Source organism: uncultured Veillonella sp. (assembly GCF_900545205.1).
Lineage (GTDB): Bacteria > Bacillota > Negativicutes > Veillonellales > Veillonellaceae > Veillonella.
This window is the reverse complement of sequence record NZ_UQYC01000025.1, coordinates 1-23,064: the sequence shown is the minus strand read 5'-3', so window position 1 is coordinate 23,064 and position 23,064 is coordinate 1. Positions and strand designations below refer to the sequence as shown.

Annotated in this window: 24 protein-coding genes; all 24 read left to right on the top strand. The window is 39.1% G+C overall.

The window, feature by feature from the left end; all coding sequences use genetic code 11:
- Positions 1-470, top strand: a 470-nt coding sequence (locus tag QZR70_RS04010; protein WP_295793259.1) for a S16 family serine protease, incomplete at its 5' end; no start/stop codon positions are given.
- Positions 470-1,168, top strand: coding sequence for a ribosome biogenesis GTP-binding protein YihA/YsxC (gene yihA / locus QZR70_RS04005; protein WP_295793257.1), 699 nt, complete (start codon positions 470-472; stop codon positions 1,166-1,168). The genes QZR70_RS04010 and yihA, both read left to right, overlap by 1 nt.
- Positions 1,165-2,136 (top strand): polyprenyl synthetase family protein, encoded by a 972-nt coding sequence (locus tag QZR70_RS04000; protein ID WP_295793255.1) that lies wholly within the window; start codon positions 1,165-1,167, stop codon positions 2,134-2,136. The genes yihA and QZR70_RS04000 overlap by 4 nt, the downstream gene beginning before the upstream one ends.
- 1 nt (position 2,137) lies before the next feature.
- A complete protein-coding gene (gene tatC / locus QZR70_RS03995) occupies positions 2,138-3,028 on the top strand; it encodes a twin-arginine translocase subunit TatC (protein WP_005385998.1) in 891 nt (296 codons plus the stop codon).
- Positions 3,029-3,049: 21 nt separating this feature from the next.
- Positions 3,050-5,707: a valine--tRNA ligase gene (locus QZR70_RS03990; protein WP_295793253.1), complete on the top strand. Its 2,658-nt coding sequence runs from the start codon at positions 3,050-3,052 to the stop codon at positions 5,705-5,707.
- Positions 5,708-5,719: 12 nt separating this feature from the next.
- A complete protein-coding gene (locus tag QZR70_RS03985) occupies positions 5,720-7,027 on the top strand; it encodes a folylpolyglutamate synthase/dihydrofolate synthase family protein (protein ID WP_295793251.1) in 1,308 nt (435 codons plus the stop codon).
- Positions 7,028-7,036: 9 nt separating this feature from the next.
- A complete protein-coding gene (locus tag QZR70_RS03980; protein WP_295793249.1) occupies positions 7,037-8,275 on the top strand; it encodes an O-antigen ligase in 1,239 nt (412 codons plus the stop codon).
- Positions 8,276-8,794: 519 nt separating this feature from the next.
- Positions 8,795-10,300 (top strand): acetyl-CoA hydrolase/transferase family protein, encoded by a 1,506-nt coding sequence (locus tag QZR70_RS03975; RefSeq protein WP_295780604.1) that lies wholly within the window; start codon positions 8,795-8,797, stop codon positions 10,298-10,300.
- Between the two features lie 28 nt (positions 10,301-10,328).
- Complete coding sequence (locus QZR70_RS03970; RefSeq protein WP_005386006.1) at positions 10,329-11,975, top strand: methylmalonyl-CoA mutase; 1,647 nt, start codon at positions 10,329-10,331, stop codon at positions 11,973-11,975.
- Between the two features lie 28 nt (positions 11,976-12,003).
- Positions 12,004-12,399 carry a cobalamin B12-binding domain-containing protein gene (locus tag QZR70_RS03965; protein ID WP_060923999.1) on the top strand — a complete coding sequence of 132 codons (396 nt, stop codon included), beginning with the start codon at positions 12,004-12,006 and terminating at the stop codon, positions 12,397-12,399.
- A 78-nt stretch (positions 12,400-12,477) separates the two neighbouring features.
- The gene (gene meaB / locus QZR70_RS03960) at positions 12,478-13,416 is read left to right on the top strand and encodes a methylmalonyl Co-A mutase-associated GTPase MeaB (RefSeq protein WP_060923998.1); all 939 of its coding nucleotides are present in this window, start codon (positions 12,478-12,480) and stop codon (positions 13,414-13,416) included.
- A gap of 51 nt (positions 13,417-13,467) precedes the next feature.
- Positions 13,468-13,890 (top strand): methylmalonyl-CoA epimerase, encoded by a 423-nt coding sequence (mce, locus tag QZR70_RS03955; protein WP_005386012.1) that lies wholly within the window; start codon positions 13,468-13,470, stop codon positions 13,888-13,890.
- A 151-nt stretch (positions 13,891-14,041) separates the two neighbouring features.
- Positions 14,042-15,571, top strand: a complete 1,530-nt coding sequence (locus QZR70_RS03950; RefSeq protein ID WP_005386013.1) for a carboxyl transferase domain-containing protein — start codon at positions 14,042-14,044, stop codon at positions 15,569-15,571.
- A gap of 73 nt (positions 15,572-15,644) precedes the next feature.
- On the top strand, positions 15,645-15,989 hold the full coding sequence (locus QZR70_RS03945) for an OadG family protein (protein WP_039965050.1): 345 nt from the start codon (positions 15,645-15,647) through the stop codon (positions 15,987-15,989).
- 23 nt (positions 15,990-16,012) lie between these two features.
- Positions 16,013-16,180 (top strand): hypothetical protein, encoded by a 168-nt coding sequence (locus tag QZR70_RS03940; RefSeq protein ID WP_004696483.1) that lies wholly within the window; start codon positions 16,013-16,015, stop codon positions 16,178-16,180.
- 101 nt (positions 16,181-16,281) lie between these two features.
- A complete protein-coding gene (locus tag QZR70_RS03935; protein WP_287533453.1) occupies positions 16,282-16,665 on the top strand; it encodes a biotin/lipoyl-containing protein in 384 nt (127 codons plus the stop codon).
- Between the two features lie 70 nt (positions 16,666-16,735).
- The gene (locus tag QZR70_RS03930; RefSeq protein WP_105094080.1) at positions 16,736-17,857 is read left to right on the top strand and encodes a sodium ion-translocating decarboxylase subunit beta; all 1,122 of its coding nucleotides are present in this window, start codon (positions 16,736-16,738) and stop codon (positions 17,855-17,857) included.
- 192 nt (positions 17,858-18,049) lie between these two features.
- Positions 18,050-18,307 (top strand): hypothetical protein, encoded by a 258-nt coding sequence (locus QZR70_RS03925; RefSeq protein WP_005377387.1) that lies wholly within the window; start codon positions 18,050-18,052, stop codon positions 18,305-18,307.
- Between the two features lie 38 nt (positions 18,308-18,345).
- The gene (locus QZR70_RS03920; RefSeq protein ID WP_156719028.1) at positions 18,346-19,644 is read left to right on the top strand and encodes an SLC13 family permease; all 1,299 of its coding nucleotides are present in this window, start codon (positions 18,346-18,348) and stop codon (positions 19,642-19,644) included.
- 243 nt (positions 19,645-19,887) lie between these two features.
- A complete protein-coding gene (locus QZR70_RS03915) occupies positions 19,888-20,151 on the top strand; it encodes a SemiSWEET family transporter (protein WP_004696474.1) in 264 nt (87 codons plus the stop codon).
- Between the two features lie 490 nt (positions 20,152-20,641).
- On the top strand, positions 20,642-20,806 hold the full coding sequence (locus tag QZR70_RS03910) for a DUF362 domain-containing protein (protein ID WP_005377422.1): 165 nt from the start codon (positions 20,642-20,644) through the stop codon (positions 20,804-20,806).
- Positions 20,807-20,913: 107 nt separating this feature from the next.
- Positions 20,914-21,354, top strand: coding sequence for a signal peptidase II (gene lspA / locus QZR70_RS03905; protein WP_213466897.1), 441 nt, complete (start codon positions 20,914-20,916; stop codon positions 21,352-21,354).
- 61 nt (positions 21,355-21,415) lie between these two features.
- Positions 21,416-22,339: an RluA family pseudouridine synthase gene (locus QZR70_RS03900; RefSeq protein WP_295793241.1), complete on the top strand. Its 924-nt coding sequence runs from the start codon at positions 21,416-21,418 to the stop codon at positions 22,337-22,339.
- Between the two features lie 122 nt (positions 22,340-22,461).
- A complete protein-coding gene (gene pyrR / locus QZR70_RS03895; protein WP_005386024.1) occupies positions 22,462-22,983 on the top strand; it encodes a bifunctional pyr operon transcriptional regulator/uracil phosphoribosyltransferase PyrR in 522 nt (173 codons plus the stop codon).
- The last annotated feature ends 81 nt before the right edge of the window (positions 22,984-23,064 follow it).

The window sequence follows — 23,064 nt, the reverse complement described above, 5'->3', positions numbered from 1 at the left end:
CTATGAATGGTACAGGTAAACTTGCATTAACTGGTAGCTTAGGTAAGGTTATGCAAGAGTCTGGTCAAGCTGCGATGAGCTATATTCGCCACAATGCAAAAGCCTTAAAAATCGAAGACGATTTCTATAAGAAACTCGATATTCACGTTCACTTGCCTGAAGGTGCAACACCTAAGGATGGCCCTTCTGCAGGTATTACAATGACATTGGCCATGGTATCTATCTTAACAAATCGGAAGGTTCGTTCTGATATTGCCATGACTGGTGAAATTACATTGCGTGGCCGTGTATTACCAATCGGCGGTTTAAAAGAAAAGTTATTAGCAGCCTTGTCTAATGGCATTAAAGAAGTATTGATTCCGAAAGGCAATGAAAAGGATATCGCAGAATTGCCTGACATTGTAAAAGAAGGTCTCATTATTACGCCAGTTAAGACAATGGATGAAGTATTAGCAAAGGCACTTGTGTAATGCAAAAAAAGAAAAAATCCACTAAACAAATGGGCCCAAAACCACAATATACACGAAAAGAACCGAAGGGGCCTCGTATTATAGCAGCAAAATATAATACTTCCTGTGTGAAGGCGGATCAATATCCTGAAGGGAATACTGTAGAAATTGCTTTCATCGGACGCTCTAATGTGGGCAAATCTTCGTTGATTAACTCGTTGTGTAATTATCGTGGGTTAGCCCTCGTTAGTGGTCAACCAGGTAAGACAAAGACGATAAACTATTTTGATGTGGAGTCAAAAGAGGATATTTCTGAAACAGAGGAGCGCCGTTATCATTGGTTCCTCGTTGACCTTCCTGGGTATGGATTTGCAAAGACAAATAAAGGAAACCGCAATTTGTGGTCTTCCTTTATTGCCGATTATATTTTATATTCTGAACGATTGATGTTGTTATGTTTATTAATTGATGCTCGTCATCCAGAGATGCCTATCGATAAGGTTGCTTATGACTGGCTCGTTGAAGCTGGTGTACCATTACAAATCGTAGTGACTAAGGTCGATAAATTAACAGCTAAAGAAAAGTCTGCTAATTTAGCGATCATTAAGGAAATGTACCCAACTGCAACGCCGCCAATTCTGTATAGCTCTTCGAAGCATACAGGCCGTGAGCTTTTACAACAACGCATCAATAAAGTTCTAGTAGGAGATGAAGCATGAGTCAAACCAATGAATTAGAGATTATGGAACGCATCGCTCTAGATTTAGAGGGTGTGGAAGAGTCTCTTGCATCATCTTTTAATACAGGTGCAGAAGACTTTAATGCACTGATTCGACCATTATCTGCTGCAGGTGGCAAGCGCTTGCGTGCGCAATTATGTTTATTGATTGCTAATGCAGGTACATCTGTAGAACGTCAGCGTATTAGAATTGCTGAAGCTGTAGAAATGCTTCATTTAGCGACACTGATTCACGATGATGTATTAGATCAAGCTGAAATTCGTCGCGGTGAAGAAACGATTCATATGCACAAAGGCAATAAGGTAGCCATCCTTAGTGGGGACTACTTATTTGCCAAAGCATTCCAAATCGTGTCTGAAATGCCTAATATGAAGTATTTACAAATTTTCTCCCATATTATTACTTGCCTTGTGGAAGGTGAGTTCATGCAGATGGAAGATGTATACCGCATCGATCAAGGTATTGATCGCTATATGACTAAGACCCAAAAGAAAACAGCAGACTTTATGGAAGGCTGTATGGAATTGGGGGGCCTATTAGGGGGCTGGAGCGAATCTGAAATCGTTGAGTTGAAAAAATATGGTCATGCGTTGGGCATGGCATTCCAAATCACTGATGATATTATGGATTATCGTGAAACAACAGAGACGACTGGTAAACCAGTGGGGAATGATCTTCGCGAAGGTTTATTGACATATCCGTTGTTAAGCATCGTTAATGATGATAATAAAGATAAATTGCTTGCAGACATTAAGGCCTTACATAATGGCGGTGATGAGCAGGCTATTATCGACTATGTTATCAGTCAAGGTGGTATTGATAATACATTAGCTGTAGCTGATCAATATTGCAAAGATGCTTTGGCTGCACTCGATGCTGTACGCGATTTCCCAGGCAAGGAATTCCTTGTGATGGCAGTAGAAAATTTAGCTGATAGAAAGGTATAATATGGAACCATTCGAACCAAAACCGGACTTCGAATATCCCATACAAAAACCTTCTTTTGATAGTGTAGTTCGTCAAAAGCGTCGCGAAGCTGAATTAAAGGCTGAGCAAGAGCGGTATAAGGTGGCAAATCAGCGGGTTCCTGAGGAACCAGAAGATGAACCTATTTATACTGAGATGGAACAGAAAATGATGGACGAAGCTCGGGAACTATCCCTTGTGGGACATCTATCTGAATTGCGAAAGCGTCTAATTATAATGGCTGTTGCAGTTGTTATAGGAACTTGTATTTCTTATTATTATGTAGACTTTTTATTGGAAATACTCCTAAAACCAGCTGGTAAGCTCTATTATATGAAACCAACTGAAGCTTTCTTTACATATATGAAGGTGTCTATAGTAGGTGGTCTTATTATAGGGGCGCCTATTATATTGCATCAGATTTGGCTATTTGTTAAGCCAGCCCTTACTGTACGAGAAAAGCAGTTATCTAACTGGATTTTACCGGTTGCCATAGGACTATTTGGCATCGGTATTGTATTTTCTTATTTTCTCGTGCTACCTGCAGCCGTTAAGTTCTTTATGGGCTTTGCTACAGACGAATTACAACCGCTATTTTCCATCGGTCAGTACATGGACTTTGTATTATCCTTTGTACTACCCTTTGGATTTATCTTTGAGTTGCCGTTGATTTTAATCATCTTGGGATATTTCAACTTAATTACATCTCGTTTTTTAAAAACGAAGCGAAAGATATTTATTCTTATATCCTTTATCATAGGTGCTGTCATTTCACCAACACCGGATATGTTCTCTCAAACGATGATTGCATTGCCTATGATATTGCTATATGAAACGAGCCTATTTGTATTGGCTAAGATTATGAAGCGCTAAGGAGTTTATTTAGGAGGAACGATGAAAACCTACGAAAATTTAACCACTTATAACCCCGGTGAAATAGAAGGGAAATGGTATTCTTATTGGGAAAACCAAGGATACTTTCACGAAGAAGTAGACACAAATAAAGAACCATTTAGTATCGTATTGCCGCCTCCTAATGTAACTGGTATGTTGCACATGGGCCATGCTTTAGACAATACATTGCAAGATATCCTCATCCGTTTTAAACGCATGCAAGGCTACAATGTATTGTGGATGCCTGGTACTGACCATGCTGGTATTGCTACACAAATCAAGGTAGAAGAGATGCTCGCTAAAGAAGAGGGTAAATCTCGCTATGATTTAGGCCGTGAAAAATTTGTAGAACGCGTATGGGAATGGAAAAAAGAATACGGTGATACTATCGTAAAACAAATCCGTAGCTTAGGTGCATCTTGTGACTGGTCTCGCGAACGTTTTACATTGGATGAAGGATACTATCATGCAGTGCGTGAAGTATTCGTAAGCCTTTATGAAAAAGGTTTAATCTATCGCGGTGAACGTATTATCAACTGGTGCCCTCGCTGTGCTACTGCTTTATCTGATGTTGAAGTTGAACATGAAGATGAACATGGCCACTTATGGCATATTAAATATCCTGTAAAGGGTGAAGAAAATCGCTTTGTAATTGTTGCTACAACTCGTCCAGAAACAATGTTCGGTGACGTAGCAGTAGCAGTAAATCCTGATGATGATCGCTATAAAGATCTCATTGGTAAAACATTGATTTTGCCATTTGTTAATCGCGAAATTCCTGTAATTGCCGATGACTATGTAGATGCTAGCTTCGGTACAGGCTGTGTAAAAATTACACCTGCTCATGACCCTAATGACTTTGAAATGGGCCAACGTCATAATTTGGAATCCATCGTTGTTATGAACAATGATGCCACAATGAATGAAGGTGCTGGCAAGTTCAATGGCATGACTCGTGAAGAAGCTCGTAAACAAGTAGTAGCAGAACTCAAAGAATTAGGCTTACTTGAAAAAATCGATGACCATGACCATGCAGTAGGTCATTGCTCCCGTTGTAATACAATTATCGAACCAATGGTATCTAAACAATGGTTTGTAGATATGAAACCATTAGCAGAGCCAGCTCTTAAGGTTGTTAAAGACCACGAAGTAGAGTTTGTTCCTGAACGGTTTACAAAAACTTATGTAAACTGGCTTGAAAACATCCGCGACTGGACCATTTCCCGTCAATTGTGGTGGGGCCATCGCATTCCTGCATGGTACTGTGATGACTGCGGCGAAACAATCGTAAGCCGTGAAGACATCACTGAATGTCCTCATTGTCACGGTCATGTAACACAAGATCCAGACGTTCTTGATACATGGTTCAGCTCTGGTTTGTGGCCATTTGCTACAATGGGGTGGCCTGAACAAACTGCTGAGCTTAATCAATGGTACCCAACAAGTGTTCTCGTAACTGGTTACGATATCATCTTCTTCTGGGTTGCTCGTATGATCTTCATGGCTCTTGAGTTCGAACATGAAATTCCATTTAAACATGTATTTATTCATGGTCTTGTGCGCGATAGCCAAGGCCGTAAAATGAGTAAATCCTTGGGCAATGGCATTAACCCTCTTGAAGTTATCGACCAATATGGTGCTGATGCATTGCGTTTTACTCTCGTAACTGGCAATACACCTGGTAATGATATGCGCTTCTATATGGAACGTGTTGAAGCAAATCGTAACTTCGCTAATAAGATTTGGAATGCATCTAAATTTGTATTGATGAATCTTACAAATTATGATGAAAGCTTCGTTCCAACAGCAGATGATTTGACATTGGCCGACCAATGGATTGTTCAAAAATACAATGAAACAGTACAAAGTGTAACTTCTAACCTAGATAAATTTGAATTGGGTGAAGCAGCAAGCTCTGTATATGATTTCATTTGGAATACTTACTGTGACTGGTATATTGAATTAGCTAAACCTCGTTTGTATAATGATGGTAATGAACGCGATCGTCGTACAGTTCAATATTTACTTGTAACAATCTTACGTCATATGCTTGAATTATTACATCCATTCATGCCGTTCGTAACAGAACACATTTGGCAACACTTGCCTCATGAAGGGGATAGCATCGTTGTTACTAAATGGCCAGAAGCATTGAAGTTTGATAATCTTGAAGGTGCAGCACGTCAAATGGAAGTTATGATGGATGCCATCAAAGGTATTCGCAACATGCGTGCTGAAATGAATGTGCCTTTAGGTAAAAAAGCTGAGGTTATTGTGGCGCCAACAGATGAAGCATTGGCTCAAACTGTAGCCGATCATAGTGATTACTTCGTAACATTAGCTTGGGCTGAGAAGGTAACTATTCTTGGTGCGGATGATCCAAAACCAGAAAATGCAACTGTAACAGTTGTAAATGGTATGGAAGTATATCTCTTGCTTAAAGACTTAATCGATGGCGAAAAAGAAAGAGAGCGTATTGCAAAGGAAAAAATCCAAATGGAAAAAGAAATTTCTCGTTTGGAAGGTAAATTGTCTAACCAAGGCTTCCTAGCAAAAGCTCCTGAAGCTGTAGTAGCAAAAGAAAAAGAAAAGTTAGAAGAATATAAACAAAAACAACAAGCGTTATTGGAACGTGAAGCGTTCCTTGAAACCTTATAATAGGAGGTTTATATGACATATCAAGAGGCCTTAGCCTATTTAGAACAGGCATCTTCATTTGGCATTAAGCCTGGACTTGAACGAATTACAGCCCTTATGGAGGCCTTAGGGAATCCACAAGAGGATTATAAAATTGTTCATGTTACAGGAACGAATGGTAAGGGCTCGGTTACCTCATATATTTCCTACGCACTGTTTACAAGTGGACTACGGGTGGGGCGATTTACATCGCCTCACCTTCAATCCTATACGGAGCGAATTCAAATCAATGATGGAAATATTACGGAGGAAGCCTTCGGTAAGTTAATTAGCCGTGTAAAAGTAGCAGTAGATACTATCATTAGTAACGGCATAGAAGCACCAACACAATTTGAAATCTTGACGGCTGCAGCCTTTTTGTTCTTCAAAGATCAAGCTGTAGACTATGCAGTGGTAGAAGTTGGCTTAGGTGGATTACTAGACTCCACAAATATCGTGACTCCAAAAGTCTCTGTTATTACCAATGTAACAATCGATCATCAAGCATATTGTGGTGATACTGTTGAGGAAATTGCACGTCACAAGGCTGGTATTATTAAAGATAAAGTTCCTGTTGTAACAGCTGCACAGGATGCACCTCTTCGCATTATTGAAGAGGTAGCTAAAGAGAAGCATGCTAAAGTGTATGCATTCAATAAAGATTTTGGGATCGATAGCCGTAGTGCTGTAACAGGTGGTCAAATGATTACGGTGAGTACTACTAATGAAGCGCCGGCTATGCTCTTTACGACGATGGCAGGTATTCATCAATCTGTAAATCTCGCCTGTGCGTTGATGGCTGTACGTCTATTGATGAAAGATGATAAGAGTATCAGTGAAGAAACCATGCGTGAAGGCTTTGCCCGTACTACGTGGGCAGGTCGTTTTGAAGTAAAACGAGGCTTAGATCGCACCTTTATCTTTGACGGTGCTCATAATGCGGCTGGCGCAGAATCATTTAGCATGACCTATACTGAGTTATTTAAGGAAGCATCAAAAACGATTGTGATGGCCATTCTTAAAGATAAAAATCAAGATGCTATTATTCGTGAGGTCGTTAAACCAGGGGACACTGTTCTTGTTGTACCAGCACCAACAGATAGAACGGAAGTACCAGAGGTTTTAGTTGAGAAGATACGCCACATTGTACCGAAAGCGATAGCGCAAACAGCAGATTCTGTTGAAGATGCATTGGCCTTAGCCTACAAACATACAAAATCAGGTGATATTATCGCCGTTTGTGGATCTTTATATATTTTAGGAGATGCTCGTCAGTGGTTTAACCATGAGATGAGTCATTAAGGTGAGCCTATGGAACTCTCACTCATTCCTAATCAGAAGAGAATCACGTTCTATATTGAGCGTCTAATTTATGGCGTTGTTGTTGCTATGCCATTACAACCTATGGTGGGAGATGTACTTCTCTGGCTTGCTATAGGGCTTGCTTTATATGATTTGATATCTAGTAAATCACTAAGCTTACCAACGGGCTATTTATCGTGGTCTGTTATGATTTTTGTAGTATGGACTGGAATATCTTCGCTGCTTTCAGAAAATTGGGATTGGTCACTTCAAAGTTGGTTTTATCAAATCGTGGCCAGTGGAGGTATGTATTATTTAGTTCGTACATACATTCAAACACCTAAACAGTGGAATTATTTTCTTCGTGCCTTATTAGGTACTGCTGTTCTAGTGTGTATCATAGGTGCTTATCAATATGTATTTGTTCCTAACATACATATAAAAGAGTGGGTAGATGCAGCACAGTTTCCAAAATTGATGCGTCGCATGTCGTCCACATTACAAAACCCTAATTTATTAGGCGCTTATCTATTGATGATACTCAGCGTATGTATCAGTTATATCTTGGTATATATGAAAGAAAATCGTACGCGTGAAGTTGTGACGATGCTCGTTGTAGGAATTATATTGTTCTTAACGATGCTACTAACCTATTCCAGAGGAATTTGGATTAGCTTTGCTGCCATGATTTTATATTGGGCTATCTTTGTTGAGAGACGATTATTCTTATCGTTATTAGCTGTGCCAATCATCTTATACTTTTATGATGGTGAAATTGCATCACGACTTTGGTCCATATTCCAAGGGCATGATACATCAGCTGATCTTCGATGGGCTTTATGGGATAGTACCATGTATATCGTACGTGAAAACCCAATCTTTGGTATCGGGTGGAATACATTTTACCTAGTATATCCAGATTATAACTATTATATTCAAGGACCTCACGTCTTGATGTATCATGCTCATAATTTGTATCTCAATATATTAGCTGAAACAGGTATCCCTGGATTGATATCATTCCTAGCAGTTATTATTGGTCATGTTATTACATCTATAAGACTTAAAGGGGATATATTCCGTCAAGCTGCACAAATTGGTGTAGGGGCTCTAGCTATAGGGGTTTTATTTAGCGGCTTATCTGACTTTGAGCTATACAGTCATCAAGTAACCATCGTGTTTTGGCAGTTGTTTGGCTGGGTAGGGGCTTTTGTAAAAGTTCAGTTGTCTGCTGATAAATCTGCATAATTGTAATATCTTGTATAATTAGCATGTTTTATGGTAGATATATAATTTCATAATATGGTATAATTAATACATACCTTGGGTAGGTACGTATTAAGTAGTATAACCGGTTTTCTAATGTTAGACATAATTGAACATTATCGTTGGCATTTGAAAGCCGGTTTTTTGCATATCGTTGTATCTTTATAGGGAGGTGTATGGTCTAGTTCTTGTATATGGGATGTTATTTTATATTGAAAAGGGTCTATATATTGTATAGAGAGAGTTCGATTTAATTGAAAAACATCAATATATGCCATAAATCGATAATTCCTGTGAGTTATAGCGATGTGAATAAAACTTATGTGAAAGTATGAAAATCTATGCATTTTAATCATAATGCTATATAAAGTGTGATAAAAAATACATTTTAGTCATATAAGTTGACAATACATTGCATGTGGACTACGATGAAGTCGGTTTAAGGAACGACCAAGAGATCAAACTGTCGTTTATACAATGTTACTCTTAAAGGAGATGGTAATGGTGATAGACATCAAAGACCGCGTTAAATGTGCGGCCCTCCAAGGTAAAATTGTCACTGCTTATGATGCAGCTCTTTTGATTAACCCTAACGATAAAGTTGGTATTTCCGGCTTTACTCCTTCTGGTTATGCAAAAGCAGTACCATTGGCATTGGCAGAAAGAATGGAAAAAGAACCATTCAAAATTGATTTGTGGACAGGTGCTTCCGTAGGTGATGAAGCTGACGGTGCGTTAACTCGTGCTAACGGCATCAATCGTCGTTTCCCTTATCAAACAAATAAGGATACACGTAAAGCCTTAAATAGCGGTGATGTTAAATACATTGATATGCATTTAAGCACAATGGCACAAAATGTTCGCTATGGTTTCTTTGGTGATTTAGACGTAGCTATCGTAGAAGTTTGTCAAATCAATGAAGACGGCTCTTTAGTACCTACAACATCTGTTGGTAACTCTCCAACATTTGTGAGCCAAGCTAAAAAGGTTATCGTAGAAGTAAACGTATCCCAACCACTTTCCTTGGTAGGTATGCATGATATCTATGAACCACTCGATCCACCACATCGTAAACCAATTCCATTGGAAACACCTGGTGATCGTATTGGTACTGAAGCAATTCCTTGTGACCCAAGTAAAATTGTTGCAGTAGTACCTTGTGATGTTCCTGATACAACAAGACCTTTGGCACCTATCGATGATGATGCAAAAGCAATGAGTCAACACCTTATCGAATTCTTCGAACAAGAAATTGCAGAAGGTCGTTTACCTAAAAACTTGCTTCCATTACAATCTGGTGTAGGTTCCGTAGCAAATGCTGTAATCAGTGGTCTTGCAAAAGGCCCATTCACAGATTTGTCCATCTATACTGAAGTAATCCAAGATGGTATGTTTGACTTGATCGATGCAGGTAAAGTAACTGTATGTTCCGGTACTGCATTAAGTCCTTCTCCAGATGGGTTAAAACGTTTCTATGCGAACATCGATGAATACCGCAAAAAAATTATTCTTCGTCCGCAAGAAATTTCCAACAACCCTGGTATTGCTCGCCGTATTGGTGTCATTGCCATGAATACCGCTATCGAATTTGATATTTTTGGCAATGTAAACTCTACTCATATTATGGGTAGCAAAATGATGAATGGTGTTGGTGGTTCTGGTGACTTTGCACGTAGTGCATATCTCACTATTTTCTGCACTAACTCCGTTGCTAAAAATGGCGACATCAGTTCTATCGTTCCATATGTATCTCATGTGGATCACCCAGAACATGACACTATGATTTTCTGTACAGAACAAGGTGTTGCTGACTGCCGTGGTTTGAGCCCAGTGGAAAGAGCTCGTTTAATCATTGAAAAATGTGCTCACCCAGACTACAAACCTATGTTAACTGAATACCTAGAAAAAGCATTAGCTGCAACAAAGAATGCCCATACACCTATGTTGCTTGATGAAGCTCTTTCTTGGCATAAACGCTTCACAGAAACTGGAAGCATGAAAAAATAACCTGTTTTTTTAGGAGGATGATGAAAACATGGCTTACGAAAACTTAAAAGCCCAAATTGCTGAGTACAACAAACTTTGTGACGAAAAAAGTGCAAAAACTCCAGAACGTCAAAATTTAAAATACAACCGTGTATATACACCAGTTGATATCGAAGGTTTTGACTATGAACGTGATTTGGGTATGCCTGGCGAATTCCCTTACACTCGTGGCGTACAACCTACTATGTACCGTGGTCGTTTCTGGACAATGCGTATGTATGCAGGCTTCGCTACAGCAGAAGAATCTAACAAACGTTACCGCTACTTAATCGAGTCTGGTGCAACTGGTCTTTCCTGTGCATTCGACTTACCTACACAAATCGGTTACGACTCCGACGATGCAGTTGCAGAAGGCGAAGTTGGTAAAGTAGGTGTAGCGATTGACTCCTTGGCAGATATGGAAATCTTGTTCGACGGCATCGATCTTGGTAAAGTATCCACATCCATGACAATCAACGCTCCAGCATCCGTTTTGTTGGCAATGTACATCGCAGTAGCTGAAAAACAAGGCGTACCTTCCACAGAATTGAAAGGTACAATTCAAAATGATATTTTGAAAGAATACGCAGCTCGTGGTACTTACATTTTCCCACCAAAACCATCCATGCGTTTGATCACTAATATCTTCGAATATTGTTCTCAAAACGTTCCAAAATGGAACACAATCTCCATCTCCGGTTACCATATCCGTGAAGCAGGTTCCACAGCAGCACAAGAAATCGCATTCACAATTGCTGATGGTATCGCATACGTAGAAGCAGCTTTGAAAGCTGGTCTTGATGTTGATACATTTGCTGGTCGTCTTTCCTTCTTCTGGAATGCTCATAACAACGTACTTGAAGAAGTTGCTAAATTCCGCGCATCCCGTCGTTTATGGGCAACTATCATGAAAGAACGTTTTGGTGCTAAAAAACCAAAATCCATGATGCTTCGTGTACATACTCAAACAGCTGGTTCCATGTTGACTGCACAACAAGTTGATAACAACATCGTTCGTGTTGCTCTTCAAACTGCAGCTGCTGTAATGGGCGGTACTCAATCCTTACATACAAACTCCCGTGACGAAGCTTTGGCTCTTCCTACAGAAGCATCTGTACAAGTAGCTCTTCGTACACAACAAATCGTGGCTTACGAATCTGGTTTGGCTGACGTAGTAGACCCATTGGGTGGTTCCTACTATGTAGAAGCTATGACTAACGCTATCTATGACGAAGCTATGGCATACATTAAGAAAATTGATGAAATGGGCGGCGCTGTAGTAGCAATCGAAAAAGGCTACATCCAAAAAGAAATTCAAGAATCCGCTTACAAATGGCAAATGGAAGTTGAATCTGGCTTGCGCACAATCGTTGGCGTAAACAAATTCCAAGTTGAAGAAGAAGCTCCAAAAGACTTACTTCGCGTAGACGCTTCCGTTGGTGTTAACCAATCCAAGAAAACTCAAGCAGTTCGCGCTAACCGCGATCAAGCAGCAGTTGATAAAGCATTAGCAGCTCTTAAAGCTGGTGCAGCTGATGAAAACGTTAACTTGATGCCATTAATTCTTGATGCAGTTAAAACATATGCTACTTTGGGTGAAATTTGTAATGTATTGCGCGAAGTATTCGGTGAATACGAAGCTCATTCCACATTATAATATCGGCTAATTTCGGAGGTAATTAATCATGGCAGAAAAACGTATTAGAGTAATCGTAGCAAAACCAGGTCTTGATGGTCATGACCGTGGTGCAAAAGTAGTAGCACGCGCACTTCGCGATGCTGGTTTCGAAGTAATCTACACAGGTCTTCGTCAAACTCCAGAACAAATCGTTGAAGCAGCTCTTTCTGAAGACGTTAATGTAGTTGCATTATCCCTTCTTTCTGGTGCTCATAACACATTGTTCCCTAAAATTGTTGAACTTTTGAAAGAAAAAGGCATGGGCGATGTACTTGTAATCGGTGGTGGCGTTATTCCTGACGCTGATATCCCTGGTTTGAAAAAAGCTGGCGTAGCAGCAGTATTCACACCTGGCACACCAACTGGCGATATCGTTAAATTCATCAACGAAAACGTTAAATAATTAATTGGGTAAGAGAGGAGCACAACTGAATAGTTGGCTCCCCTCTATTCCCATATTTTAAGATAGGTGGTGAGGCGAGTGGATTTAGTTAAAGAACTTTTTGAAGGTTCCCGACTAGCCTTAGCACGGTCCATAACGGCTGTAGAAAACGAGTATGAAAATGCCATTGATATTATGAAGGCTATTTACCCTAAAACAGGGAATGCACGTATTCTCGGTATTACTGGGGCCCCTGGTGCTGGTAAAAGTACTTTGACTGATAAAGTTGTTAAACATTATCTAGATCAAGGTAAAAAAATCGGCATCGTTGCCATCGACCCAACAAGCCCATTCTCTGGTGGTGCTATCTTGGGGGACCGTATTCGAATGAATGATTTGACATTAAATGAAAATGTATTTATTCGAAGCATGGGCACGCGTGGTAGTCTTGGTGGTTTATCCAAAAAGACTGCAGACGTTGTAAAACTCATGGATGCCTTTGGCATGGATTTAGTAATCATTGAAACAGTAGGTGTAGGTCAATCCGAAGTAGATATCGTTAAAAATGCTGATACTACATTGGTTGTACTTGTTCCTGGTCTCGGTGATGATATCCAAGCTATCAAGGCGGGTATTCTTGAAATTGGCGATGTATTTGCTATCAATAAAGCTGACCGAGATGGTTGTGATCGTTTGAATGTAGAAATTGAAATGATGCTTGACCTAGACTCTCGTGAAGTAAAATGGCGCCCACCAATTAAGCGCACAATTGCTAGTAAAGACCAAGGCGTAGATGAACTTATCGACGCTTTAGATGAACATTTTGAGTATCTTGAAGATTCTGGTGAATTGGAATCTCGTCGGGCAGAACGTACTCGTGATGAAATCATCGCAATGATTAATGAACAAATTGGTCGTTATGTAGCTGATAAAATCGTTACAAGCGACGAATTTAATAGCCAAGTGGCAGCTGTTAATGAACGCGAAAGCGATCCATACACAGTTGTTAACGGCGTAATGACAAGCGTGCTAAAGTAGACGGCGACTACATAGCATTAGAGATTTAGCCTTGAAAAGGAGATAATCGAAATGGCTTTTAAAGTATTACAAGTGGATCACATCGGTATTGGTGTTAATGATTTAGCAGCAACTAAAGAATTCTATAAAAATGCATTGGGGATTGAACATCTTCCTGAAGATGAAGTGGTTGAAGAACAAAAAGTAAAAGTATCCTTCTTCCCATGTGGCGATGCTGAACTTGAATTCTTAGAAACTACAACTCCAGATGGCCCTATTGGTAAATTCATCGAAAAAAATGGCGGTCGTGATGGTATCCAACACGTTGCATTGCGCGTTGATAATATTGAAAATGCTATTGCTGATTTGATGGCTAAAGGCGTTCGTATGATTGACGAAAAACCTCGTTACGGTGCAGGCGGTTCCTCCATTGCTTTCTTACATCCAAAAGCAACAGGCGGCGTATTGCTTGAATTATGTCAACGTATGAAATAATACAGTATCCAATTCACATCATTATGTATGAGTAATAGATATACATATTCATATAATCATGAGTTATATATTAAATATGTATGCATGCTTGAACTTTAATTATTAATGAAATAAAATGATACTGTAACAAGTTTTATTTGGAGGTGCTATAATGGCAACAGTGCAAGAAAAAATCGAGTTATTGCACGAAAAACTAGCTAAAGTTAAAGCTGGTGGCGGTGAAAAACGCGTTGAGAAACAACATGCTCAAGGCAAAATGACTGCTCGTGAACGTTTGGCTAAATTGTTCGATGATAACTCTTTCGTTGAACTTGATCAATTTGTTAAACATCGTTGTGTTAACTTCGGTCAAGACAAGAAAGAATTACCAGGCGAAGGTGTAGTAACTGGTTATGGTACTATTGACGGTCGTTTAGTATATGCATTCGCACAAGATTTCACTGTAGAAGGTGGTTCCCTTGGTGAAATGCATGCTGCTAAAATCGTTAAAGTACAACGTTTAGCAATGAAAATGGGTGCTCCTATCATTGGTATCAATGATTCCGGCGGTGCTCGTATTCAAGAAGCTGTAGATGCTCTTGCTGGTTACGGTAAAATTTTCTTTGAAAATACAAATGCATCTGGCGTTATTCCACAAATTTCCGTAATCATGGGTCCATGCGCAGGCGGTGCTGTATATTCTCCAGCATTGACTGACTTCATCTACATGGTTAAACACACATCTCAAATGTTCATCACTGGTCCTGCAGTTATCAAATCTGTAACTGGTGAAGAAGTAACAGCTGAAGACCTTGGTGGTGCAATGGCTCACAACTCCGTGTCTGGTGTTGCTCACTTTGCAGCTGAAGACGAAGATGATTGCATCGCTCAAATTCGCTACTTATTAGGCTTCTTGCCATCCAATAACATGGAAGATGCTCCATTAGTAGACACTGGCGATGATCCAACTCGCGAAGACGAAGGCTTGAACAGCTTGTTGCCTGATAACAGTAACATGCCATACGACATGAAAGATGTTATCGCAGCTACTGTAGATAATGGCGAATACTATGAAGTACAACCATTCTATGCTACAAACATTATCACTTGTTTCGCACGTTTTGACGGTCAATCCGTTGGTATCATTGCTAACCAACCAAAAGTAATGGCTGGTTGCTTGGACATCAATGCATCCGACAAATCTTCCCGTTTCATCCGTTTCTGTGATGCTTTCAATATTCCAATCGTTAACTTCGTTGACGTTCCTGGTTTCTTGCCTGGCACAAATCAAGAATGGGGCGGTATCATTCGTCATGGTGCTAAAATGTTGTATGCTTACTCTGAAGCTACAGTACCAAAAATTACTGTTATCACTCGTAAAGCATACGGCGGTTCTTACCTCGCTATGTGTTCCCAAGATTTGGGCGCTGACCAAGTATACGCTTGGCCTACATCCGAAATCGCTGTAATGGGTCCTGCTGGTGCAGCTAACATTATCTTCAAGAAAGATGAAGACAAAGACGCTAAAACAGCTAAATACGTAGAAGAGTTCGCAACTCCATACAAAGCTGCAGAACGTGGCTTCGTAGATGTTGTAATCGAACCAAAACAAACTCGTCCAGCAGTTATCAACGCTTTGGCTATGCTTGCAAGCAAACGCGAAAACCGTGCTCCAAAGAAACATGGTAATATTCCATTATAATTCGATTCGATAACAAGATCATCGAATTTGGGAGATACCTTTCTTTACTACTTTTTTAGAAAGGGGAATGATTATGGAAGGACAAGCAGTTACTACCAATCCTTGGTTAATCATGGCCATTAATATGACAGTTGTATTTGTTGTGTTGATTCTTTTAGGTATTTTGATGACAATCGTTCATTTGATTGACCCTACTAAGAAGAAAAAAGACGTACCACCAAGTGCACCTGTTGCGGCTCCCGCAGCTACACCGGTGGCTGCACCAAATGCATCTGCTCAAAATGAAGGTGAAGTAGTAGCAGCTATCGTAGGTGCCATTGTGGCGATGGGGTATTCATCTGAACAAATTGCATCTATTCGACCTACAGCAACCAGTGCTAAATGGCGCTTGGAAGGTCGTTTAAGCGGTAGAGGTTAATAATATTTTAGGAGGCATTTGTAATGAGCAATGCTACAACAACTAACGGTAAAGCTCCATCTCAAGATGTAGTAGCAGTAATCGTTGGTGCATTAGCGGCAATGGGTTATTCCGCTGATCAAATCGCGCATATCCGTCCAATCGTAAGCTATAATTGGAAAATGGAAGGACGTTTGCGCGGTAATCGATAAGATTATTGGCAGTTAGATAATCTAATAGATTATCCAATTTATATGTGTAAAAAAATTTTATAAGTATTGTGTAGACACTACACATTTTGGAGGAATTTAAAATGAAAAAATTCAACATTACAGTAAACGGCACAGCATATGATGTAGAAGTTAATGAAGTAAAAGGTGCAGCTCCTGCAGCAGCTCCTAAAGCAGCTCCAGCAGCAGCTCCTAAAGCAGCTCCTGCACCAGCTCCAGCTCCAGCTGCAGCAGCAGCTCCAGTTCCAGCAGGTGCTGAAACTGTAAAAGCTCCAATGCCTGGTAAAATCTTATCTGTAGCAGTATCCGCTGGTCAAGCAGTTAAAAAAGGCGAAACTTTGTTGATCCTTGAAGCTATGAAAATGCAAAACGAAATCGCAGCTCCTCATGATGCTGTAGTTGCAGAAGTTCGCGTAGCTGCTAACCAAACTGTATCCACTGGCGACGACATGGTTGTTCTTGGTTAATACCAAGTTGTGTGTGGCGCGGCTGAGCCGCGTCATATGACAATTTTATATTTGTGAAAGGGGAACGCATATGGAGGCTTTTGCTGTTGCGATTCAATCCGTTATTACTGATAGCGGGTTCCTCGCATTTACAACAGGCAATGCTATTATGATTCTTGTAGGTTTGATCCTATTGTACTTGGCATTTGCTAAAGAGTTTGAACCTTTATTGTTGGGTCCGATTGCGTTTGGTTGTGTACTTGCTAATATTCCTCGTAATGGTTTCGAAGAAGGCGTTATGGCACTTATTAGCGCAGGTATCTCCCAAGAAATCTTCCCACCTTTAATTTTCCTTGGTGTAGGTGCAATGACTGACTTTGGTCCACTCATTGCTAACCCTAAAACATTGCTTTTAGGTGCTGCTGCTCAAATCGGCGTATTCGTTGCTTTAGGTGGCGCAATGATGCTTGGCTTTACAGCTCAAGAAGCAGCTGCTATCGGTATCATCGGTGGTGCTGACGGTCCTACATCCATTTACTTAGCTACTAAGCTAGCTCCTCATTTATTAGGTGCTATCGCGGTTGCCGCATATTCCTATATGTCCTTGGTACCGTTGATTCAACCACCTGTAATGAAATTATTCACTACGCAAAAAGAACGCGAAATTGTTATGGAACAATTGCGTGAAGTTACACGTTTTGAAAAAATCGTATTCCCAATTATTTCTACGATCTTCATTTCCTTATTGCTTCCTTCCATTACATCCCTTTTAGGTATGTTGATGTTAGGTAACTTGTTCCGTGAATCTGGCGTAACTGATCGTTTGTCCGATACATCTCAAAATGCGTTGATCAATACTGTTACTATCTTCTTAGCAACTGGTACTGGTTTAACAATGAGTGCGGAACACTTCTTAAGTGTGCAAACACTCCTTATCATTTGCTTAGGTTTGGTTGCATTCATCGGTGGTACTGCTGGTGGCGTATTATTCGGTAAATTGATGAGCTTAGTAGATGGTGGTAAAACAAATCCACTTATTGGTTCTGCTGGTGTATCCGCGGTTCCAATGGCGGCTCGCGTATCTCAAGTTGTAGGTGCGAAAGCTAACCCAGCTAACTTCTTGCTCATGCATGCTATGGGTCCAAACGTAGCTGGCGTTATCGGTACAGCAGTAGCAGCAGGTACAATGCTTGCTATGTTGTCCAACCACTAGTAATTTAATAATTATTCACCAAGGTGTGCCTAATTAGGTACACCTATTGGTGAATATAAAAACCCTTTAAATCTATGTATTCATGCATAAATAGGGTATATTTGCAATAAATGCTTTTCAGATCGGTCATTAGGTGATACAAGAATTCACACAATAACCTTCTAGTGCTTTAAATTTAGTAGAGGTGGTCACTTGTTATCTGTAGAATTAAAAATACTGATTTGTTTTATCTGGGCATTTATTGTATTTTTTATTACGGCACTGATTATCGGTGTTGAAGGCAAAGCTAAATGGTTTCAACGCAGAACTAAATATACTTGGTTTAATCGCCGAGGATTTTTAGGTGAAACCTTATTCTTTGGGTATCCTAAAACAAGAGAGGGATATGGGATCACTTTTTTGATGGCTTCCGCCATTGGTATCGTAGGTTATATTTTATACCTCTTATAACTATATCAGTGCATTTCTCTGAAGGGAGATGATGATGTATGGGTACTGCAGAACAAACCTTAATCGTCCTCGCAGTCATGGCTGTTTTATTTGTTACGGAAATTATTCCTTTAGCTATTACTTCTTTAGGCGGCGCTATTACACTTGGCCTTATGGGTATTATTACTCCTAAGGTTGTATTCTCTGGTTTATCTGATAGTACAGTTGTGTTGTTTGCTGGCATGTTCGTTGTTGGTGCAGCATTGTTCTACACTGGTTTGGCTCAAAAAATTGGGGAAACAGTAGTATCTCATGCTGGTACTAGCGAAAATGGCTTAATGCTAGCAATCATGGTTGTTACAGCAACTATGTCCGCATTCTTATCTAACACTGGTACTACAGCTGCTTTACTTCCTGTAGTTGTTGGTATCTGTGCTGTTGCTAAGATTCCTGCATCTCGCCAATTGATGCCTTTAGCATTCGCTGCAGGTATTGGTGGTATCATTACAATGGTTGGTACACCTCCAAACATTATTGTAAGTGGTACATTAACTAAATTTGGTGAACAACCATTTGGTTTCTTCGAATTTGCTTGGATCGGTATTCCTTTGACTGTCGCAACTATCGCATTTATGATGCTTATTGGTAAACATTTATTGCCTAAGCATGAAATTCAAGATGCTGGCGACGTTGAACAAGAAGTAGCTGCTGAAGATATTTCTAACGATCCTAAGAAACAATTATACTCTGGTCTTATTCTTTTAGGCGTAATCATTGCTATGATTTTAGGTGACTTCCTAAAAGGTTATGGTATCAACTTACCATTGAGCATGGTTGCAGTTATTGGCGCAATGCTTTGCGTATTAACTGGTTGCTTGAACGAAAAACAAGCTTACACATCTATTGACTGGGTAACAATCTTCTTATTCGCTGGTATGATGCCAGTAGCAACTGCACTTGATCAATCTGGTGCAGGCAAAATGATTGCTAATGCAGTAATCGGTGTTATGGGTTCTGACCCTAGCCCTTACTTTGCAACAGCAGTATTATTCGCATTGTCTTGTGTTATGACTCAATTTATGTCTAACACAGCATCTTGCGCATTATTGGCTCCTATCGGTATCTCCATTGCTCAAGGTATGGGCGCTGACCCTCATGCTGTATTGATGGCTATCGGCGTTGCTGCATCTTGTGCATTCGGTACACCTGTAGGTACACCTCCAAATACATTAGTACTTGGCCCTGGTCAATACAAATTTACAGACTATGTAAAAGCCGGCGTTCCATTGATTTTAGTTTGCTTCGTAGTAAGCTTAATTATCATTCCAATGGTATGGCCATTCTTCCCTGGTAAATAATAGGGGATAGGTTACTCTACTATAAAGCACATACGAGGTCGAATCGTAAGATTCGGCCTCGTTTTTTATTTATGATTTCGGTTACATGATTTTAATACAAATTACATATTTTAGGATAATCAAAATCAATATAAATTAAACTAATTTACATTATTAATTTTATGCAATTGACTGTATCAAAAAAATATGATATAGTATATTGTATAATTTATAATTATATAATATTAAGTAAGGAGGTCATCTATGACAAAAGAAAGATTTAACATGTTAGTTGGTTCTATTGGTGCATTTATTGGTGTATTTGTATTTTTAGCCTATATCCCACAAATAATTGCTAATCTTCATGGTCAACCTAGTCAACCATGGCAACCATTATTTGCAGCAGTATCCTGTTTGATCTGGGTATTATATGGTTGGACAAAATCACCTAAACGTGATTATATTTTAATCGTACCAAACCTTGCAGGCGTTATTTTAGGTACACTAACATTCTTAACATCTTTCTAAGTGCTATAAGAAAAAAATAGTATTATTGTTATATAGTGAATAATAGTAAAGATATTACTTTACTTTATAAATATAAATGAGGTCGAATCGTATGATTCGGCCTTTTTTAGAGTGAAGTTTATATGTTAGATTAAAATATAGATAAGCGTTAAATCTGTTGTAATAAAAAAATAGTTTTTATGATAATAAATATTGATAATTAAATTCCTATTATAATGATTAGGATTTTATAAAATTGATAATTACAACATTCTCATTTGTTGAGTATTATACTCAATTTAATAAATGAAAAATAATATCAAAAATCAGATAAAACTAGGTTTTGTATGATAAAAAGGAAAAAATGGTATGCAAAATAATATACAATTTTTTATCATTTTCATTTGACTTTCAAAAAGAACTGTGTGATAATGAGAACATAAGTTGAGGCAAGTGCCTTTCTAAATGAAAATAAAAAGTTCTGATCTATATTTTTATGGAGGTCCTAATTATGAGAGTTATTGCTGATGGTTGCATTAAATGTGGTTCTTGCGCATCTGTTTGCCCAGTTGCTGCTATTTCTGAAGGCGAAACTAAATACGAAATCAACGATACTTGCATCGATTGCGGTTCTTGCGAATCCGTTTGCCCAGTATCTGTAATTTCTGCTGAGTAATCACAAATTAAATCGCCCCTCATTGAGGGGCTTTTTATTTTGCCTAAATTTGGTTAACTTAGTATAATAGGACTATTAAGATATATATTATAGTAAGGGAGTACATCTTGTTTTATATTATACTAATCCTATGGTTACTGTTAGATCAATGGACTAAATATTACATTATGAATCATTTTATGTTAGGTGAATCATTACCAGTTATTCCTAATGTATTTCATTTAACATATATTATTAATCGTGGTGCTGCATTCGGTATGCTAGCTAACCAGCGATGGTTCTTTTTATTGGTCGCTGTTATTTTGCTAGGTGCTTGTGCGTATTATTGGAAGCGCTTGTCAAAAGGTCCGTGGACGTTGCAGATTGGATCTGCTTTATTAGTATCTGGTGCCATTGGTAATGGTATCGATCGTTACATGCTTCATGGCGTTGTTGATTTTTTTGATTTTCGTATATGGCCTATTTTTAATGTTGCTGATATTGGTATCTGTGTAGGTGTAGCTTTAGTAGTCTACTATTTATTTACATTAAAAGATGATGATAAATAATTCATATATGATGACAAATAATTAATTAATATATGATACTTAACTCATAGAGAGGTAGAGGATGAACGAATATATTGTAAGTGCTGAGCAAGATGGCATGAGACTTGATGTGTTTTTAACAGAACAAATGGAAGGGTCTCGTAGCTATATTCAAAGCTTAATAAAAGGTGGTCACGTTACTGTTGGTAATAAGATTGGTAAAGCAAATCTTAGACTTACACCAAATACTGTGATTCATGTAGAGGTACCAGAGCCTGAATCGGTAGAGGTAAAGGCAGAAGATATTCCTTTAGATGTATTGTATGAAGATCATGATATTATCATTGTAAATAAGCCACGTGGTATGGTTGTTCATCCTGCAGTGGGCAATTATTCTGGCACACTTGTTAATGCATTGTTATATCATTGCAAAGATTTATCTGGTATTAATGGTGAGATTAGACCTGGTATTGTCCATCGTTTAGATAAAGATACATCTGGCGTTATGATGGCTGCTAAGAATGATGCAGCCCATATAGGTTTAGCTGAGCAGGTAAAAGAACATTCTGCTAAACGGACGTATTTAGCATTAGTACAAGGTAATATTGTAGAAGAAAAGGGTACTATTAAAGCTCCTATTGGAAGACATCCTAAGGATCGTATGAAAATGGCTGTTGTCTTTGAAAATAGTAAGGATGCAGTCACTCACTTTAACGTGGTTGAACGATTTGGTCATCAAACCTTGGTTGAATGTAATTTAGAGACTGGGCGCACACATCAAATTCGTGTACATTTTGCTCATATTGGACATCCTGTTGTTAATGATCCGTTCTATGGCTATCGTCGTATGGACTTCCCTATTGAAGGGCAAGCATTACATTCTAAATCTCTAGATGTAAAACATCCTATTACCGGTGAAGCTATGCATTTTGAAGCACCGCTTCCAGATGACTTCAAAGCATGTCTCGAGTTTGCTAAGACATATCGCGAAGATAAACGAAGATAATCTAACGTAAACGAATCCATAGGAAAATAAAACTGTCTAACTTGGTTTGTAGATTACTAAATAATCTTCTAACTATATTTGTTGAAAGGGCATAGAGGTCTCTGTGCTATAAGGGCGTATATATGGAAAAGAAACGCTTATTGATGGATCAAGATGCTATTATGCGTGCTATCCGTCGTATTAGTCATGAAATTCTAGAACGTAATAAAGGCTTATCCAATGCTCTCATTGTAGGGATTGAACGACGTGGTGTTATTTTGGCAAAACGTTTACAAGCTGAAATTGAGCGCATTGAAGGGATTCATATTGAATGTGAGTCTCTTAATGTGGCTATGTATCGTGATGATCGTGATGCTCGTCAAAAAGAAGGCGAACCATGTACGATTGATACTACAGAAAAAACAATTATCCTTGTTGATGATGTGCTTTACACAGGACGCACCATTCGTGCAGCTTTAAATGCATTGATGACATCTGGTAGACCTAAATCAATTCAGTTAGCAGTTCTTGTGGATCGTGGCCACCGTGAATTGCCAATTCGTGCAGATTATGTAGGTAAAAATATTCCTACGTCACATCTTGAAAGTGTACGCGTTGCCGTTGCTGATTTAGATGGTGAAGAAGGGGTTACAATACAGGAATAACCTGTATTGTACCCCCTTCTTTTAGTTTATTGTCTTTAGACTGGTTCGCGACGTAGTCGCGAATCATTAAACCACCCGCTA